A 16597-nucleotide genomic window follows, 5' to 3' on the forward strand; every position below is an offset into this window, starting at 1 on the left:
CCGCTGCACTGATGGCCGGACAGGGGGACATGGGGCGCTGGGTGGAGCGCTGCGGATCAGATATCGGTCGATGGCTGCGACAGGGCCTGCTGTGGCTGCTGCTGGCCCTTGCACTGCCGGTGGCAGCGCAGGAGGGGGCTCCGCCACTGCGCGACTACGCCATTGATGTATGGACGTCGCGCAACGGCCTGCCGCACAACTCGCTGCGCGACATCGCGCAGACCCCCGAAGGCCACCTCTGGTTCGCCACCTGGGAAGGCCTGGTGCGTTACAACGGGCTGGATTTCACCGTGTTCGACCGCAGTACCCGCCCGGGCCTGCGCGACAACGGCATCGGCGCGCTGTTCGTCGACCGCCAGGGTGGGCTGTGGATCAGTGATTCGCGGGGCAATGTCAGCCATCGCGGCAACGATGGCCAGTGGCGTGTATGGGAGCACCAGGCCGATACCCCGCAGGTCCTGATCCAGTCCATGCAGATGGACAGCCAGGGCCGCCTGTGGCTGCTGTATGAAGGCAAGGGCATCGGCTATCTGACGCCGGACACCGGCATCGTCTACCACGCTCCGGCCGCCGACCTGCCGATGGCGATGAGCTTCACCAAGCTGGTGGTCGATGCGCAGGACCGGGTCTGGGTCGGCACGTTGGATGGACTGGTGCTGCGCGACAACGATGGCGTGCTCAAGCGCGCGCCAGCGACGTGGGGGCTGGGCGCCGGCAGTGGCCTGTCGTGGCCGTACCGCGCTCCGGATGGCGCGCTGTGGATCGTCGCCGGCGAGCGCCTGTACCGGGTGGAGGATGATCAGCTGGTGCTGATGCACCGCCTGCCGGGGCAGCTGCACCTGACCTCGATGCTGCAGGATCGCCATGGTGACCTGTGGCTGGGCACCGAGAACCAGGGCCTGCTGCGGATCTCAGCGCATGGCCTGGAGCGCCTGCCGGCGGGCCTGAATCTGCCGGGTGGGCGCGTGGTCAGCCTGCGCGAGGATGCCGAGGGCAGCATCTGGGTGGGTGCCAACGGTGGCCTGTACCGCCTGCGCGAAACACTGTTCAGCAGCTACACCGAGCGCGATGGCCTCAGTGGCGACTATGTGCGCACCGTGTTCGAGGACCGCGATCGCCAGCTGTGGGTCGGCAGTGCCAGCGGCCTCGACCTGCAGACTGCTGATGGCCGCTTCCGCGCGATGCCGCTGCACAACCGCGGCGGCAAGGCACCTTCGGTGCTCAGCCTGGCGCAGGGCCCGGACGGTGACCTGTGGGTCGGAACGTTCGGTGATGGCGTCTACCGTCTTGGCCCCGATGGCCGGCTGCGGCACAACTATGCCGCCGCCGATGGCATGCCGGGCGGCAACATCCGCGCGATCAGCGTGGACCCGCAGGGCGTGGTCTGGGCCGGCACCCAGAAGGGCGTGGTCCGCATCGACGGCGACCGCGTGCAGGTATCAAGCGTTGCGGGCATGCCCAGCGGCCTGATCACCGCGCTTGAGCACGATCACCAGGGCAACCTGTGGATCGGCACCATCGAGGGCATCCGCGTACTGCGCGGCGATCACGTGCAGTCGATCGACCTCGCGCCGATGGGCGGTGGCCGCAGCGTGTTCGGCTTCCATCAGCTGGGTGACGCGATGTGGATCAGCAGCGACCGTGGCCTGTACCGCTGGCGCAACGGCACGCTGGCACGGGTGGGGCTGGAGCAGGGCATGCCGGTGGATGCGGTGTTCCAACTGGTGCCGGATCGCCTTGGCAACGTGTGGATCAGCAGCAACCGCGGCGTGCTGCGCACCGACATGGCCACCCTCAACGCCGTGGCCGATGGCCGCGCACCCCGGGTGATGGTGGAGCGCTACAACGAGATTGACGGCATGGCCAACGCGCAGGCCAACGGCAGCTCCGGGCCATCGGCGATCCTGCGCCAGGACGGCACGTTCTGGGTGGTCACCGCCGGAGGCCTGAGCACCGTCGATCCGCAACGCCTGCAGCGTTTCCGCGAGCGTCTTTCACCGCCGGCAGCGATTGAAAGCGTGCAGGTGGATGGCGCACCGGTGCATTGGGAAGGCCCGGACCGCAACTACATTCCCGGCGGCCGCCGCTTGGCGGTGAGTTATGTCGGCCTGAGCTACCTGATGTCTGACCGGATCCGCTACCGCACGCGGTTGGACGGCCTGGATACGGGGTGGGTCGAACGCGGCCCGCAGCGTAGCGTGGAGTTCGTTGGCCTGCCGCCGGGCGACTACATCCTGCACGTGGCCGCTGCCCATCCGGGTGGCAGCTGGGGCCAGCAGGAAGCGGTATGGAGCTTCACCGTGGAGCCGTTCTGGTGGCAGCGACGCAGCGTGCAGGTGCTGGGTGGCCTGTTGCTGCTGGCCGCGCTGGTGGCGCTGTACCGGCTGCTGCTGCAGCAGCTGAAGGCCAGCAACCTGCGCCTGGCACGGCGCGTGGACGAGGCGACCTTCGACCTGCAGGCCAAGACCGTGCACCTGCAGGCGCTGAACCAGGAAAAGACCGAACTGGCCGAGCGCCTCGCACGCCAGGCCGAGGCATTCGAACGGCAGGCCCGCGAGGATGCACTGACTGGCCTGGCCAACCGCCGTGCTTTCGATGAAACGCTGGCGCGTGACTTCGCGCGTTCGCAGCGCAGCGGTCATCCGCTGTGCCTGGTGGTGCTGGATATCGACCACTTCAAGGACGTCAACGACCGCCACAGCCACAGCATCGGCGATGCCGTGCTGGTGCAGGTGGCGCGGTTGATCGCCGCCGCCAGTCGCGACTCGGACCTGCCGGCGCGCACCGGCGGCGAAGAGTTTGCGCTGCTGCTCAACGACACCCGCCTGGAGGAAGCCGCACAGCTGTGCGCGCGCCTGCGCGGCCTGTTCCATGACCACCCCGACTGGGCCGGCGTGGACGGACTGCGCGTGACCTTCAGCGCAGGGCTGGTGGAGCTGGATGCCGACGACCGCACCCCGGCACTGCTGTACCAGCGCGCAGATCGCGCGTTGTACCGCGCCAAGAGCGACGGCCGCGATCGTACGAGTATTGGTTGATCGCATCCACGCATGACGTGGATCTACCGTCCGGTGAGTGGTGGGTGCGGACCGTTGGTCCGCACTGCGTGGATGCGGTTGCGCCGTTGGCTGGCTTACCGCGGCCAGGCGTTGGCGATGGTGCAGAACAACCGCGCGGTCTGCTCGGTGTCATACACCGCGCTGTGTGCCTCGTTGGCATCCCAGCCCAGCCCGGCGGCGGTGGCCGCACGCGCCAGCACGGTCTGACCGTAGGCGATGCCGGCCAGGGTCACCGTGTCGAACACGCTGAACGGATGGAACGGGTTGCGCTTGTGGCCGGTGCGCGCCACCGCTGCATTGACGAAGCCGAGGTCGAAATGCGCGTTGTGGCCGACCAGGATCGCGCGCTGGCAGCCGTACTTCTTCATGGCCGCGCGTACCGGGCTGAAGATGTGGTCCAGCGCCGCCTTCTCTTCCTTGGCCAGCCGGAACGGGTGGTCGAGGATGATGCCGGTCACTTCCAGCGACTTCGGGTCGATCTCCAGGCCCTCGGCCGGCACCACGTGGGCACTGGCGGTCTGGCCGGGGTAGAGCAGGCCGTTCTCGTCCATCTCGATCGGCACCGCGGCGATCTCCAGCAGCGCGTTGCGCTGGCTGTCGAAGCCGCCGGTTTCCACGTCCACCACCACCGGCAGGAAGCCGCGGAAGCGTTGTGACATCGCGCGCTGCGCCTGGGGGACTGCGGAATCGGGAGCGGCGGCAGGTGCGGGGGTGGGGTCAGTCATGCGTGAATTCTAGCAGAGCGACCCTGAGCGCCCGGCCAGCCTTCGGTGCATGCGTTCCCTGCGCGGGCGTGTGTCGACCAAGGTCGACACCTACCGGGGCACCGCGCGCTCAGCATTCCGGTAGCTGCCAACCCTGGTTGGCACACGGTGCGCCGACCAGGGTTGGCGATTACCGGACTGCTGGCCGTGCAGGCGTGGCCGAGGGAGACCACCGCGCCAACCACGCATCCACGCTCAGCCTGCCGGCGCCGGTGAAGATCAGCGGCAGCAACATGGCCATGAACAGCACCGGCAGCTTGAAGTTGCCGAAGCCCTGGTCAGTGATCGCGTAGCCCATGGCCAGGTCGGCCAGCGAGTTCCATTCCATCGGCCAATGCACCGCATAAGTGGCCACTACGGTCAGCACCAGCAGACTGGCGGCGGCAAACCGGGTGCCGAAGCCAACCAGCAGGCAGGCCGCGCCAATCAGCTCGAACCAGGTGGCAAGCTGCCAGTTCAGGGTGGCCGGCAGCTGGTCGAACGGGAACGGGAAAGCGTCCTGCAGGTCGGCGAACCAGTTCTGGCCGCGCAGCTTTTCGCGGCCGGATTCGAAGTATTCCCAGGCCAGCAGCAGGCGCAGGCCAAGCGGCGCCAACCAGGGGGCGAGACGGTCCAGCTGGCCGCGTGCGGCGGCCAGGGTCGGAAGGTTCATCGGTGGTTCTCCGGGGGGAAGGGGCGTCAGCCAGGGACTGTGAGCGGGCCGATCACGCCGGCCTGCAGGAACTGCTGCAGCAGTGCAGCACCGGGTTCGGCCAGCGCCTCCTCAGCCAGGCCGTGCGCGGCGGCCAATTGCCGCAGATAGGCATGTCCATCGAGGCCGGGTTGTTCGCCGATGCTGGACAGCAGGTATACCGCCAGCGGGCTGAGTGCGGCGAAGCGCACTTCGCCGTCAGCCTCACGGCGCACCAGCAGGCCGGTCGGCTCGGTGGGCGGCTGCATTGGTGCATCCTCGGCACCCAGTCGGTGCACCGGCCACTGGTACAGCAGCGGCCACGCCAGGGGTGAGCGCTGCAGCGGTACCTGCAGCGGATCGATGTCGCCGGGTGCCGGCAGCGGCTCGGCCTGCAACTGGTACAGCGCGGTCTCCACCCACTCGTAATGAGCGAGTTCGGCCAACGCCGGGTGCGGCAGCTGCGGCTGTGCCCGCAGCCACTGCACGAATTCGGCGGCCAGTTCGGTGAACAGCGGTGTCTGGCAGCGATGGGTGGCGAAGTAGTGGCGCACCAGGTCGCTCCAGGCGGGCTCGCCGAGCAGGCGCACGCAGACCGGGAAGCCGTTGCTCAACAGGCCGAGCAGATTGTTGAACAGCAGCCGTTGGTACACCGTGACCCGGCGTGCCTCCAACCCAGCCGGCGGTGGCACGCCCTGCGGATCGCGCAGATGGGCAGTGAACGCATGCTGCTGCGCGCGCAGGGTGCCGCGAGCGTCAGTCATGTGCGGTCCCCCCGTGCGTCGCCTGCAGGCGGCGGATGGTCTGCAGCTCGCCCTGCAGTTCGGCGTAGGGCGGGAAGTTGAAATCGCGCTCAAGCAGGGTGGGGCGCGGGCCGATGCGCGCATAGGTGTGTGCCAGCAGCGCCCAGACCGGGTCGATCACCGCACTGCCATGGGTATCGATCTTCAGGTCCGGTGCCTCGTCCAGGTGCCCGGCCACGTGCAGGCAGACGATGCGATCTGCGGGCAGCCCGGCAATGAAGGTGTCGGCGTCGTAGCCGTGGTTGCAGGCGTTGACGTAGACGTTGTTGACGTCCAGCAGCAGGTCGCAGTCGGCCTCGGCGAGCACGGCGTTGGTGAAGGCCAGTTCGTCCATCGCCGGCTCCGGCGCCAGGTAGTAGGACACGTTCTCCACCGCGATGCGGCGACCCAGCAGGTCCTGCACGTGGGTGATGCGTGCGGCGGTATGGCGTACGGCTTCGTCGGTGAACGGAATCGGCAGCAGGTCGTACAGGTGGCCGTCGTCGCTGCAGTAGCTCAGGTGCTCGCTGTACAGCGGCACGCGGTGCTTTTCCAGGAACTGGCCGACCTGTTCCAGCAGCTGCGTATCCAGTGGCGCGCTGCCGCCCAGCGACAGCGACAGGCCGTGGCAGCTCAACGGATGGCGCTGCGCCAGTTCGGCCAGTGCATCCCCGGCGGGACCACCGACATGGATCCAGTTCTCCGGCGCGCATTCGAGGAAGTCGAAGTCACCGGCCGGCGCATCGCGCAGATCCTGCAGCAGCGCCCGGCGCAGCCCCAACCCGGCGGCCGCCGCACTAAGCGGCGACCGCTGGTGGACGGCGCTGGCGCGGACGTCAGTGCTTGGCACCGCACTTGCCTTCGCCGCACTTGCCCTCGGCCGACTTCTTGTCGCCGCTCTTGGCCTTGGCGCCTGCCGCAGCACCGGCGGCCTTGCCCTTGTCGGCGCCGCACTTGCCTTCGGCACTCTTGCCGTCGGCACCACATTTGCCTTCGGCGTGCTTGGTCGCGTCCGCGGCCATCTTGGTGTCCGCTGCCTTGGCATCGGTGCTGGCCTTGGCGGCCTGGCCAGCGACCAGATAGCCCTGGGCCAGGTCGCTCATGCTCAGGGCCGAGGCACTGGCGGTCATGCCCAGGCCGGCGGCCAGGGCGGTAGCAGTCAGCAGGGACAGGGTCTTGTTGGAACTGCTCATCGGTGGTGCTCCTGGGTGGTGTGGGCGGTTGCCCGGGTCGCCGGCAGGGATGCCGGTGGAAGCGATGGTGCAGCGATCCTACTCAACGAATCCTCGCCAAGACCTCAAATTTTCGTGAGGTTTGTTACAGAAGGGGAACACGGTTTCCGGTAGATCCACGCCATGCGTGGATGAATTGCCGGAATGCCCAGAAACAAGAAGGCCGCTGTCACCAGGACAGCGGCCACCTTGGAGTCAACTCCGGTGTTGCAGTGCAGCGTCAGGGCTGGCCGGTGCTGGAGGTTTCGTCGCGTTTTTCACGCGGCGGCAGCGGCTGCTCACCGTGCACCAGGAACCACACGTTCTCGGCGATGTTGGTGGCGTGGTCGCCCACGCGCTCCAGGTTCTTGGCCATGAAAAGCAGGTGCGTGCAGGGGGTGATGTTGCGCGGGTCTTCCATCATGTAGGTCAGCAGCTCGCGGAACAGCGCGGTGTACTGCGCGTCCAGGCGGGCGTCGTCCTCGCGCAGCGCCAGCGCAGCGTCGGCATCGTTGTCGCGGTAGGCGGCAATGGCGCGGCGCACCTGCTGCGCGGCCAGGCGACCCAGCGCCCGCAGGCCCTGGATCTGTGGCAGCGGCGGCACTTTGCCCAGCGCGATCGAACGCTTGGCAACGTTGGCCGCATAGTCGCCGATGCGCTCGATGTCGGCCGGGATGCGCAGGCCGGCCAGGATCTCGCGCAGGTCGCGCGCCATCGGCCCACGCAGCGCCAGGCGCATCACGTCATGGCTGATCTGCTGCTCCAGCGCATCGATCGCTTCGTCGTTGGCGATGATGCGATGGGCGGCGTTCTCGTCGCGCTTCTCGATCACGTCCATCGCCGCTTCGAGCTGAGCGACGGCCATCTCGCCCATGCGCACGATTTCGGCCACCAGCCGCTGCTGTTCTTCGTCGTAGCTCTTGACGATGTGGTCGTTGGGAAGATTCATGGTCTGCAATCCGGGTAGAGCCAGGCCATGCCTGGCTGGCGTGATTTGTAGAGTCGAGCCATGCTCGACTGACATTGTCTGTCTGTCGACTGCCGTTTCAGCCGAAGCGACCGGTGATGTAATCCTCGGTCTGCCGCTGCGACGGCTGCGAGAAGATCACTTCGGTGCGGTCGTGCTCGATCAGGTCGCCCAGGTACATGAAGGCGGTGTAGTCGGACACGCGCGCGGCCTGCTGCATGTTGTGGGTGACGATGACGATGGTGTACTCGTGCTTGAGCTCTTCCACCAGCTGCTCGATGCGGCTGGTCGAGATCGGATCCAGCGCCGAGGTCGGCTCGTCCAGCAGCAGCACCGACGGGCGCAGGGCCACGGCGCGGGCGATGCACAGACGCTGCTGCTGGCCACCGGACAGGCCCAGTGCGCTCTGCCCCAGCTTGTCCTTCACTTCGTCCCACAGCGCGCCTTGGCGCAGCGCCTGCTCGACGCGGTCGGCCATGTCGGCCTTGCTCAGCTTCTCGTGGTGCCGGATGCCGTAGGCCACGTTCTCGAAGATGGTCATCGGGAACGGCACCGGCTTCTGGAACACCATGCCGACCTTGCTGCGCAGGCGGTTCATCGGGTACTTCGGCGACAGGATGTTCTCGCCGTCCAGCAGCACTTCACCACGCGCCTCCAGCTTCGGGTACAGCGCGTAGATGCGGTTGAAGATGCGCAGCAGGGTCGACTTGCCGCAGCCGGAGGGACCGATCAGCGCGGTCACGCGCTTTTCCGGGATCTCCAGGTTGATGCCCTTCAGGGCATGGAACTTGTCGTAGTAGAAGTCCAGTCCACGCGCAGCCAGCTTCACCGGCGACGGCGTGTGCAGGCTCTCGTGCGAGGACGGCACGGCGATGCGCTGCATCGGCACGGCGTTGGAAAGGTCGTTCATGGCGTTATCCACGGAAAGGTCAGTCATGGGAGATACGGTTGCGCAGCAGGATGCCGCGGGCGGCAAGGCTGACCAGCAACACGAAGACAGTCAGCACCAGGGCACCGGCCCAGGCCAGCACCTGCCAGGATTCATACGGGCTGCCGGCGAACTGGTTCATCACTACCGGCACCGAGGCCATCGGCTGGAAGATGTTGTTGTTCCAGTACTGGTTGCCGAAGGCAGTGAACAGCAGCGGTGCGGTCTCGCCGGAGATGCGGGCCAGCGCCAGCAGGATGCCGGTGATGATGCCGGCCGACGCACTGCGATACAGCACCTGCACGATCACCTTCCACTGCGGGATGCCCAGCGACAGGGCCGCTTCGCGCATCTGCGAGGGCACCAGGCGCAGCATTTCGTCGGTGGTGCGCACCACCACCGGCAGCACGATGAAGGCCAGCGACAGTGCACCGGCGAACGCCGAGAAGTTGCCGCCGGTCTGCATCACGTACAGCGTGTAGACGAACAGGCCAAGCACGATGGATGGGGCCGACAGCAGGATGTCGTTGACGAAGCGGACCACGGTGCCGGCCTTGCGGGCGTTGCCGTACTCGGCCAGCCAGGTGCCGGCCAGCACGCCCAGCGGGGTGCCGATGCCGATCGCCAGCGCACACATCACCGCACTGCCGAAGAAGGCGTTGGCGAGACCGCCTTCCTGCATCGGCGGCGGCGTCATCTTGGTGAACAGATCCCAGTTGATGCCGGCCAGGCCCTTGGAGGCCAGGGTGAACAGGATCCAGCCCAGGAAGAACAGGCCGAACAGGGCGGTGGCGCAGGAGGCGGTGATCGCAACGACGTTGCCGATGCGACGGCGCAGGTACAGCGAATCAGCGGTGGTGGACATCAGTTGCCCTCCTTGCGGGACAGGCGCATCAGCATCAGGCGGGCGATGGCCAGCACCACGAAGGTGACGATGAAGAGGACGAAGCCGAGCAGCAGCAGGGCCGAGCGGTAGGTTTCAGTGGCTTCGCCGAAATCGTTGGCGATCAGCGCGGCGATGGTGGTGCCCGGTTCCAGCAGCGACGGCGACAGACGCACGCTGTTGCCGATCACGAAGGCCACCGCCATCGTCTCGCCCAAGGCGCGGCCGAGGCCGAGGAAGATGCCACCGATCACCGCCGAGCGGGTGTAGGGCAGGACGATGTCCCAGCTCACTTCCCACTTGGTGGAGCCCAGTGCATAGGCCGATTCCTTCAGGCGGGTCGGCACGGTCAGGAATACTTCGCGCATCACCGAGGAGATGAACGGGATGACCATGATGGCCAGCACGAAACCGGCGGTGAGCATGCCGATGCCCAGCGGCGGGCCCTGGAACAGCGGGCCGATGATCGGCATCTCGCCCAGGGTTTCGTTGAGGAACGGAGTGACGTACTCGGTCATCACCGGCACCAGCACGAACAGGCCCCACATGCCGTAGATGATCGAAGGAATGCCCGCCAGCAGTTCGATGGCGGTACCGACCGGGCCACGCAGCCAGCGCGGCGCGACTTCGGTGAGGAAGAAGGCGATGCCGAAGCTGACCGGCACGGCGATGACCATCGCGATGAGCGCGGTGACCAGGGTGCCGTAGATCGGAGCGAGGGCGCCGAACTTGTTTTCGACCGGATTCCAGTCGGCGGAGAAGAAGAAGCTCAGGCCCTGCATCTGCAGGGCATGGCGGCCGCCCCACAGCATCGACAGCGCGGCGCAGGCCAGGGCGATCAGGACGAAGATGACGGTGCCGACCAGCACCCATCGGAACAGTTTGTCGTTGCGGGCATCACGCGCATCACGCGTGGACGGGGCGGCTACAGGCTGGGCGATGGCATTCATGGGGACGGCAGGGCCAGGAAGGGGCGGGGCGGCACGGCGTGGAAGAAGCGGTGCCCGCGCGGGGCGGGCACCGTCGTGTCCATCACTTCAGGTCGGTCGCCCAGTAGGCCTCGATCTGCTTGACCAGTTCGGCCGGCAGCGGCACGTAGTGCAGCTCGTTGGCCTGGGCCTGGCCGTTTTCGAAGGCCCACTTGAAGAAGGCCAGGGTGTCCTGGTTGCGCTTGGCATCCTTCGGCTGCTTCTGCATCAGCATGAAGTTGGTGGCGGTGATCGGCCACGCCTGCTCGCCCGGGGCGTTGGTGATGACCAGGTTGAAGTCCTTGGCGCTGGCCCAGTCGGCGCTGGCGGCCGCAGCGGCGAAGGTTTCCGCGCTCGGCTCGACCCAGTTGCCGGCCGCGTTCTGCATGGCGGTGTACGGCATGCCGTTCTGCAGCGCGTAGGCCAGTTCGACGTAGCCGATCGAGCCCTTGATCTGCTTCACGTAGGAAGCGACGCCTTCATTGCCCTTGCCACCGACGCCGTCCGGCCACTGCACCGAGGTGCCTTCGCCGACCTTGCTCTTCCACTCCGGGCTGACCTTGGACAGGTAGTTGGAGAAGTTGAAGGTGGTGCCCGAACCGTCCGAACGGTGGACCAGGGTGATCTTGCCGTCCGGCAGCTTCAGGCCCGGGTTGGCGGCGACGATGGCCGGGTCGTTCCAGGTCTTGACCTTGCCCAGGAAGATGTCGGCCAGCAGGGCGCCGCTCAGGCGCAGCTTGCCGGTTTCCAGGCCTTCGATGTTGACCACCGGCACCACGCCGCCGATGGCGGACGGGAACTGGGCCAGGCCGGCCTGGGCCAGCTCTTCGCTGCTCAGCGGCTTGTCGGAGGAGCCGAAGTCGACGGTGCCGGCCTTGATCTGGGCGATGCCGCCACCGGAGCCGATCGACTGGTAGTTGATCTTGGCGCCGGTGCTGGTGTTGTAGTCAGCCGACCACTTGGAGACCAGCGGGAAGATGAAGGACGCGCCCGCGCCGGACACTTCGGCGGTCACCTTGGCACCGGCAGCGGCCGGGGCGGCGGCACCGTCGGCAGCCGGCTGCTGCGCGGCCTGCTTGTCGCCACCGCAGGCCGACAGGCCCAGGGCGATGGCCAGGGAAAGGGCGGCGAGGCCGGCCGAGTGCAGTTTCATGGTCACTCCATAGCGGGGTAGAGCCGACGGCGTCGGCGGATGCGGCTATGAAATGATGTTTTTGTTACAGCCGTATTACGACCATGACAGAGGTGTCCTGGATCACGTTCTGACAAGGGTTTCACGGGGTTGGCCACGGTCCGGGAGACCCCCGGAGACCCCGGATCTGCGCACCGATATGACCGCCGGTTGGCCGTGCAGCGTCGAGCTTGCTCGACTGCCTTTGGCCCTTCGTAGAGTCGAGCTTGCTCGACTGATGTCCACCGCGAGCAGTCGAGCAAGCTCGACTCTACACGCCCGTGCGCCGCAAACGAGAAAGGCGCGAGATCTCGAGGATCTCGCGCCCGGGGTGGGATCGGCGGGGGAGAGAGGACCCGCCGATCCCGTTCCTGCGGGGGAACGCGCTTGCTTACTTCAGGTTCTGCGACCAGTAGGTCTCGATCTGGCGGACCAGGCTGTCCGGCAGCGGCACGTAGTCCAGCTGGCGGGCCTGGGCGTCGCCGCTCTTGTAGACCCAGCGGAAGAACTCCTGGGTGGCCTTGCCGTTGGCAGGGTTCTTCGGCTTCTTGTGCACCAGGATGAAGTTGGTGGCGGTGATCGGCCAGGACTCGGCGCCCGGGGCGTTGGTCATCACCAGGTAGAAGTCCTTGGCGCTGGCCCAGTCGGCGCTGGCAGCAGCGGCGGCGAACGACGCGTCGCTCGGCTGCACGAAGCGGCCGGCGGCATTCTTCATCGCGGTGTACGACAGCTTGTTCTGCAGCGCGTAGGACAGTTCGACGTAGCCGATGCCGCCCTTGATCTGCTTCACGTAGGCAGCAACGCCCTCGTTGCCCTTGCCGCCGATGCCGGCCGGCCACTGGACCGAGGTGCCTTCACCGACCGAGCTCTTCCACTCCGGGCTGACCTTGGACAGGTAGTTGACGAAGTTGAAGGTGGTGCCCGAACCATCAGAACGGTGCACGACGGTGATCTTGGCGCTCGGCAGGGTCACGCCCGGGTTCAGCGCGGCGATGGCCGGGTCGTTCCAGGTCTTGATCTTGCCCAGGAAGATGTTGGCCAGCACGGTGCCGTCCAGCTTCAGCGCGCCCGGGGCGATGCCGGCCACGTTGACCACCGGCACCACGCCGCCGATCACCGACGGGAACTGCGCCAGGCCGGCAGCAGCCAGTTCTTCCGGCTTCAGCGGGGCGTCGGATGAGCCGAAATCAACGGTCTTGGCCTTGATCTGGGCGATACCACCGCCGGAGCCGATCGACTGGTAGTTGACCTTGTTGCTGGTGGCGGCGTTGTAGTCGGCCGACCACTTCGACATCACCGGGTAGATGAACGAGGCGCCCGCGCCGGTGATTTCAGCGGCGTTGGCGGCGAACACGGACGACGCTGCGAAGACGGCAACGGCAACGCGCGACTTGAAGGCGTGGATCACGGGGTGGCTCCTGGGTTGATTGGGATGCGGGGTTACCCGCCCGGCGCACATTCCATAACGGTTCGATGACAGCGCAGGGACCGTTGTATGACGCAACCGTTACAGCGCTGCCCGGCGCCCGCACAGCCAGGGGCGTGAAGGTTCTGAGTGCTGCGGGCAACGTGATGACCATGCGCCGGAGACGGACGTGGCCCGGTTGCGATCACGTTCTACATGTCGCTGATGGACTGCCCGGTGTGGTCGTCAATGCCATCCCGGCCTGGCATTCCGCAGTGATGCCGCGTCATCCACACGAAACCATCAATGCAGGTGAGCGCTGCGCGGCGGTCGGCCCGGGCCGGGACGCTGATACGTGACGCCATATGCCGCAAGGGATCGACAAGCATGTGGCGGCAAATGAGTCGTACGCATGACCGCACGAAGAAATCTGTGGTTGGTGCTCAGGTTGTCATTCGGCTGTCATGGTTTTAACGGAATGTTCGCAAAACGCTTGACCGGCCTGCCGGCGTGGCGTTCTGCCCAAGCCATTCCAACCCTCTGGAGAAATCCAAAATGCGTTCCCATTTGCTCGCCGCCGCGGTCGTTGCAAGCCTCGGTCTGGTTTCCGCCGACGCCTTCGCAGCTCCCGCCAGCACGGGCGTATCCCAGGCACAGCTGCAGCAGCTGCAGGCGCAGATCGCTGCCCTGCAGGCCCAGGTCCAGCAGTTGCAGAACGATTCGCAGGCGCTGCAGGCACAGTCCGATGCGCAGTCCGAAGTGAACATCACCCAGGCCCAGGCCCTGGAAGGTGCGCAGAAGACCCAGACCAGCGTCGACAAGCTGGCCAAGCTGGTCAATGACAACAAGATCGGCGGTCGCATGTTCTTCGACCTGACCAACATCGACAAGACCAGCAACGGCAAGGACACCGCCGCCAGCGGCACCGGTCTGGACGTCAAGCGCTTCTACCTGACCGTCGACCACAAGTTCAACGACATCTGGTCGGCCAACCTGACCACCGACTTCCAGTACAGCTCGGCCATCGGCAACACCGAACTGTTCGTCAAGAAGGCCTACGTGCAGGGTAGCTTCGACCCGGCCTTCAACCTGCGCGTCGGTGCCGCCGACATGCCGTGGATTCCGTACGTCGAGAAGTTCTACGGCATGCGTTATGTCGAGAACACCCTGACCGATCGCCTGAAGTACGGCAACTCGTCCGACTGGGGTCTGCATGGCTTCGGCAACCTGGGCAACAACTTCAACTACGCGGTCTCGGTCGTGTCCGGCGCCGGTTACAAGAACCCGACCCGCAGCAAGGGCATGGACGTGGAAGGCCGCGCGGCCTATACCCCGAACGAGAACTTCGTGGTTGCCGTCGGTGGCTACAGTGGCAAGCTGGGCAAGGAAACCGACATCCAGAGCGCCGAGAACACCTACACCCGCGCCAATGCGATGGTGGCCTACGCCAGCAGCGACTTCCGCGTCGGTGGCGAGTACTTCCAGGCCAAGAACCTCAACAACGTGATGACCGTTGCCACCGACAAGACCAGCGGCTGGTCGGTGTGGGGCAGCGTGCGCGTCACCGACGGCGGCATCAACGTGTTCGGTCGTTACGATGACACCGACGTCAGCAAGACGCTGGACCCGACCCTGAGCGACAAGTACTGGAACGTCGGCGTCGAGTTCCCGGTCATGAAGAACCTCAAGCTGTCGACCGTGTACAAGTACACGCACCTGGCCAACGCCAGCGACAAGAAGAACGACAAGACCAAGGAGTTCGGCGTCTGGGGCGACCTGTCGTTCTGATGTCCTGAAGCACTCTTGTCTACAAGCAAAGACGGCGGGCCCTGTGCCCGCCGTCCTTGTTTTGTCACACCACGAACGCGTTCACGCCTCGGCCGTGGTCTTTTCCTTGAACCGGCACAGGTCGGCGATCACGCAGCCGGGGCAATCCGGCTTGCGCGCCTTGCACACATAACGTCCGTGCAGGATCAGCCAGTGATGCGCGTCGAGCAGGAACTCGGCCGGAATCACCTTCACCAGTTTGTCTTCCACTTCGCGCACGTTCTTGCCCGGGGCCAGGCCGGTGCGGTTGGAGACGCGGAAGATATGCGTGTCCACCGCCATCACCGGCTCACCGAACGCAGTGTTGAGCACCACGTTGGCGGTCTTGCGGCCCACGCCCGGCAGCGCTTCCAGTTCATCGCGATCGCGCGGCACTTCACCGCCGTGCTTCTCCAGCAGGATCGCGCAGGTGGCGATCACGTTCTTCGCCTTGGCGTTGAACAGACCGATGGTGGCGATGTACTGCCTCAGCCCGTCCTCGCCAAGCGCGAGGATCTTTGCCGGGGTATTGGCCACCGGGAACAGGCGGCGCGTGGCCTTGTTGACGCCCACGTCGGTGGCCTGCGCCGACAGCGCGACCGCCACCAGCAGTTCGAACGGTGAGCTGTACTCCAGTTCGGTCTTCGGGTGCGGATTGAGTTCGCGCAGGCGGGTGAACATCTCCACCACGTCGGCGCGCGGCATGCTGCCACCGCGTCGCGCCGGCGCGCGCGGGGTCTTCTTCGCAGCGGCCATTACTGCTCCTTGCCGGTGGCGCGGGCCTTGGCCCGGGCGAGAATCGCGGCGGCGGCCGGGGGCAGGGCGGGCTTCACGTCCGGCGCCGGGGCTGGCGTGCGTCGCGCATCGCGTTCGGCCTCGCGGCGCGCCAGGCGCACGGCACGGGCACGGTAGCGTTCGCGTGCGGCCCAGGCCGCGTGCAGCTGCTGCTGGGCCTGCTGCAGGCGTCGTGGAAGGTCCGGGTGGCCGGGCAGCAGCTGTTCGTCGCCGGCACGGGCAACGTAGTCCATGAGACCGGCCTGCAGGGCGCCATCGAGATCGTCTGCCTGGACCCGGGCGAACAGCTGCGCGGGGTTGGGTCGGGATGCCATGGCGTCAGCGGTTCTGGAAGGCCGGCGGGCGGCGCTGCAGGAAGGCGCTGGTGCCTTCGCGCATGTCTTCGGTGGCGAACAGCAGGCCGAACTGCGCGCTTTCGTACTCCAGCCCAGTCTCCAGGCTGCATTCGCCACCCACGTGTACCGCGTCGAGCAGGCCACGCAGGGCCAGCGGGGCCGAGCGTGCCAGCTGGCGCGCGATGTCCTGTACACGGTTGTCCAGCGCATCGGTGGGCACCACCTCGTTGACGATGCCCAGTTCCAGCGCACGCGCGGCGTTGATCGGTGCACCCAGCAGGCACAGCTCCAGGGTGGCGGCGCGGCCGCACAGGCGCAGCAGGCGCTGGCTGCCGCCGAAGCCGGGAATCAGGCCGAGATTGATCTCCGGCTGCCCGACCTTGGCCGTATCGGCAGCGATGCGCAGGTGGCAGGCCATGGCCAGCTCCAGCCCGCCGCCCAGGGCGAAGCCGTTCACGCGTGCGATCACCGGCTTGGGCATGCGCTCGATCTGGCGCATCAGGGCCTGGCCGAGCAGGGAGAAATCACGTCCCTGAACCGCACTGAGTGTGTTCATCTCGGCGATGTCGGCCCCGGCCACGAAAGCCTTCGGACCGGCACCAGTCAGCACCACCACGCGCACGTCCGGGTCGGCGGCGGCAGCGCTGAACGCCTCGGTCAGCGCCTGCAGGGTCGCGGCATTCAAGGCGTTGAGCTTGTCCGGGCGCTGGACGGTCACGGTGCGGATGGCGCCGTCGTCGGCGACAGCGATCAGGGCATCGGCCACGGGGAAACTCCTGAAACGTTAAAAAAAAGTGAGATTGAACTCCGCCAACGCAGACGGGTCTTAGCCTGCATCGTGAGTAGCGGTTAC

Annotated in this window: 16 protein-coding genes; 2 read left to right on the plus strand and 14 right to left on the minus strand. The window is 66.6% G+C overall.

The window, feature by feature from the left end:
* Positions 1-11: 11 nt before the first annotated feature.
* Positions 12-3038: a two-component regulator propeller domain-containing protein gene (locus ACZK3J_RS07310; protein ID WP_478476686.1), complete on the plus strand. Its 3027-nt coding sequence runs from the start codon at positions 12-14 to the stop codon at positions 3036-3038.
* A 95-nt stretch (positions 3039-3133) separates the two neighbouring features.
* Here the strand turns inward: ACZK3J_RS07310 and rnt are convergent, their stop codons facing one another.
* The 11 genes from rnt to pstS (ACZK3J_RS07365) all read right to left on the minus strand — a co-directional run bounded on the left by rnt (position 3134) and on the right by pstS (ACZK3J_RS07365) (position 12811).
* Complete coding sequence (rnt, locus tag ACZK3J_RS07315) at positions 3134-3784, minus strand: ribonuclease T (RefSeq protein WP_414577569.1); 651 nt, start codon at positions 3782-3784, stop codon at positions 3134-3136.
* A gap of 169 nt (positions 3785-3953) precedes the next feature.
* Positions 3954-4475 carry an HvfX family Cu-binding RiPP maturation protein gene (locus ACZK3J_RS07320; protein ID WP_317216878.1) on the minus strand — a complete coding sequence of 174 codons (522 nt, stop codon included), beginning with the start codon at positions 4473-4475 and terminating at the stop codon, positions 3954-3956.
* A gap of 26 nt (positions 4476-4501) precedes the next feature.
* A complete protein-coding gene (locus ACZK3J_RS07325; protein ID WP_478476688.1) occupies positions 4502-5257 on the minus strand; it encodes an HvfC family RiPP maturation protein in 756 nt (251 codons plus the stop codon).
* Positions 5250-6125, minus strand: coding sequence for an HvfB family MNIO-type RiPP peptide maturase (locus ACZK3J_RS07330; protein WP_478476690.1), 876 nt, complete (start codon positions 6123-6125; stop codon positions 5250-5252). The genes ACZK3J_RS07325 and ACZK3J_RS07330 overlap by 8 nt, the downstream gene beginning before the upstream one ends.
* The gene (locus tag ACZK3J_RS07335; protein WP_032127903.1) at positions 6112-6468 is read right to left on the minus strand and encodes an HvfA family oxazolone/thioamide-modified RiPP metallophore; all 357 of its coding nucleotides are present in this window, start codon (positions 6466-6468) and stop codon (positions 6112-6114) included. The genes ACZK3J_RS07330 and ACZK3J_RS07335 overlap by 14 nt, the downstream gene beginning before the upstream one ends.
* A 259-nt stretch (positions 6469-6727) precedes the next feature.
* Positions 6728-7435 (minus strand): phosphate signaling complex protein PhoU, encoded by a 708-nt coding sequence (phoU, locus tag ACZK3J_RS07340; protein WP_008265615.1) that lies wholly within the window; start codon positions 7433-7435, stop codon positions 6728-6730.
* Positions 7436-7532: 97 nt separating this feature from the next.
* A complete protein-coding gene (gene pstB, locus ACZK3J_RS07345; RefSeq protein ID WP_005408788.1) occupies positions 7533-8363 on the minus strand; it encodes a phosphate ABC transporter ATP-binding protein PstB in 831 nt (276 codons plus the stop codon).
* Between the two features lie 19 nt (positions 8364-8382).
* Positions 8383-9246: a phosphate ABC transporter permease PstA gene (gene pstA / locus ACZK3J_RS07350; RefSeq protein WP_032127902.1), complete on the minus strand. Its 864-nt coding sequence runs from the start codon at positions 9244-9246 to the stop codon at positions 8383-8385.
* Entirely contained in the window at positions 9246-10214 is a 969-nt protein-coding gene (gene pstC, locus ACZK3J_RS07355) for a phosphate ABC transporter permease subunit PstC (RefSeq protein WP_049421601.1), read from the minus strand. Before pstC ends, pstA begins: the two co-directional genes overlap by 1 nt.
* Positions 10215-10296: 82 nt before the next feature.
* The gene (gene pstS, locus ACZK3J_RS07360) at positions 10297-11385 is read right to left on the minus strand and encodes a phosphate ABC transporter substrate-binding protein PstS (protein WP_478476692.1); all 1089 of its coding nucleotides are present in this window, start codon (positions 11383-11385) and stop codon (positions 10297-10299) included.
* Positions 11386-11794: 409 nt separating this feature from the next.
* Positions 11795-12811 carry a phosphate ABC transporter substrate-binding protein PstS gene (pstS, locus tag ACZK3J_RS07365; protein ID WP_049463600.1) on the minus strand — a complete coding sequence of 339 codons (1017 nt, stop codon included), beginning with the start codon at positions 12809-12811 and terminating at the stop codon, positions 11795-11797.
* 552 nt (positions 12812-13363) lie between these two features.
* On the opposite strand from pstS (ACZK3J_RS07365), the gene ACZK3J_RS07370 reads away from it, so the two are divergent.
* Positions 13364-14596 (plus strand): porin, encoded by a 1233-nt coding sequence (locus tag ACZK3J_RS07370; protein WP_032127900.1) that lies wholly within the window; start codon positions 13364-13366, stop codon positions 14594-14596.
* A gap of 81 nt (positions 14597-14677) precedes the next feature.
* On the opposite strand, the gene nth is transcribed toward ACZK3J_RS07370, so the two are convergent.
* Genes nth through ACZK3J_RS07385 form a run of 3 tightly spaced genes read right to left on the minus strand, consistent with a single transcriptional unit; the run spans position 14678 to position 16510 of the window.
* Positions 14678-15370 (minus strand): endonuclease III, encoded by a 693-nt coding sequence (gene nth / locus ACZK3J_RS07375; protein ID WP_478476694.1) that lies wholly within the window; start codon positions 15368-15370, stop codon positions 14678-14680.
* Positions 15370-15723 (minus strand): hypothetical protein, encoded by a 354-nt coding sequence (locus tag ACZK3J_RS07380; protein ID WP_049399879.1) that lies wholly within the window; start codon positions 15721-15723, stop codon positions 15370-15372. The genes nth and ACZK3J_RS07380 overlap by 1 nt, the downstream gene beginning before the upstream one ends.
* 4 nt (positions 15724-15727) lie before the next feature.
* On the minus strand, positions 15728-16510 hold the full coding sequence (locus ACZK3J_RS07385; protein WP_049463597.1) for an enoyl-CoA hydratase/isomerase family protein: 783 nt from the start codon (positions 16508-16510) through the stop codon (positions 15728-15730).
* Positions 16511-16597 lie beyond the last annotated feature (87 nt).

It is taken from the genome of Stenotrophomonas sp. 86428_Sma, from assembly GCF_056481585.1.

What these genes read in the sequence shown, in the direction of transcription:
- pstA (WP_032127902.1), bottom strand. Translation starts at nt 9,246, where the DNA reads ATGTCCACCACCGCTGATTCGCTGTACCTGCGCCGTCGCATCGGCAAC.
- ACZK3J_RS07380 (WP_049399879.1), bottom strand. Translation starts at nt 15,723, where the DNA reads ATGGCATCCCGACCCAACCCCGCGCAGCTGTTCGCCCGGGTCCAGGCA.
- pstC (WP_049421601.1), bottom strand. Translation starts at nt 10,214, where the DNA reads ATGAATGCCATCGCCCAGCCTGTAGCCGCCCCGTCCACGCGTGATGCG.
- ACZK3J_RS07370 (WP_032127900.1), top strand. Translation starts at nt 13,364, where the DNA reads ATGCGTTCCCATTTGCTCGCCGCCGCGGTCGTTGCAAGCCTCGGTCTG.
- phoU (WP_008265615.1), bottom strand. Translation starts at nt 7,435, where the DNA reads ATGAATCTTCCCAACGACCACATCGTCAAGAGCTACGACGAAGAACAG.
- nth (WP_478476694.1), bottom strand. Translation starts at nt 15,370, where the DNA reads ATGGCCGCTGCGAAGAAGACCCCGCGCGCGCCGGCGCGACGCGGTGGC.
- pstB (WP_005408788.1), bottom strand. Translation starts at nt 8,363, where the DNA reads ATGAACGACCTTTCCAACGCCGTGCCGATGCAGCGCATCGCCGTGCCG.
- rnt (WP_414577569.1), bottom strand. Translation starts at nt 3,784, where the DNA reads ATGACTGACCCCACCCCCGCACCTGCCGCCGCTCCCGATTCCGCAGTC.
- ACZK3J_RS07325 (WP_478476688.1), bottom strand. Translation starts at nt 5,257, where the DNA reads ATGACTGACGCTCGCGGCACCCTGCGCGCGCAGCAGCATGCGTTCACT.
- ACZK3J_RS07320 (WP_317216878.1), bottom strand. Translation starts at nt 4,475, where the DNA reads ATGAACCTTCCGACCCTGGCCGCCGCACGCGGCCAGCTGGACCGTCTC.
- ACZK3J_RS07335 (WP_032127903.1), bottom strand. Translation starts at nt 6,468, where the DNA reads ATGAGCAGTTCCAACAAGACCCTGTCCCTGCTGACTGCTACCGCCCTG.
- pstS (WP_478476692.1), bottom strand. Translation starts at nt 11,385, where the DNA reads ATGAAACTGCACTCGGCCGGCCTCGCCGCCCTTTCCCTGGCCATCGCC.
- ACZK3J_RS07310 (WP_478476686.1), top strand. Translation starts at nt 12, where the DNA reads ATGGCCGGACAGGGGGACATGGGGCGCTGGGTGGAGCGCTGCGGATCA.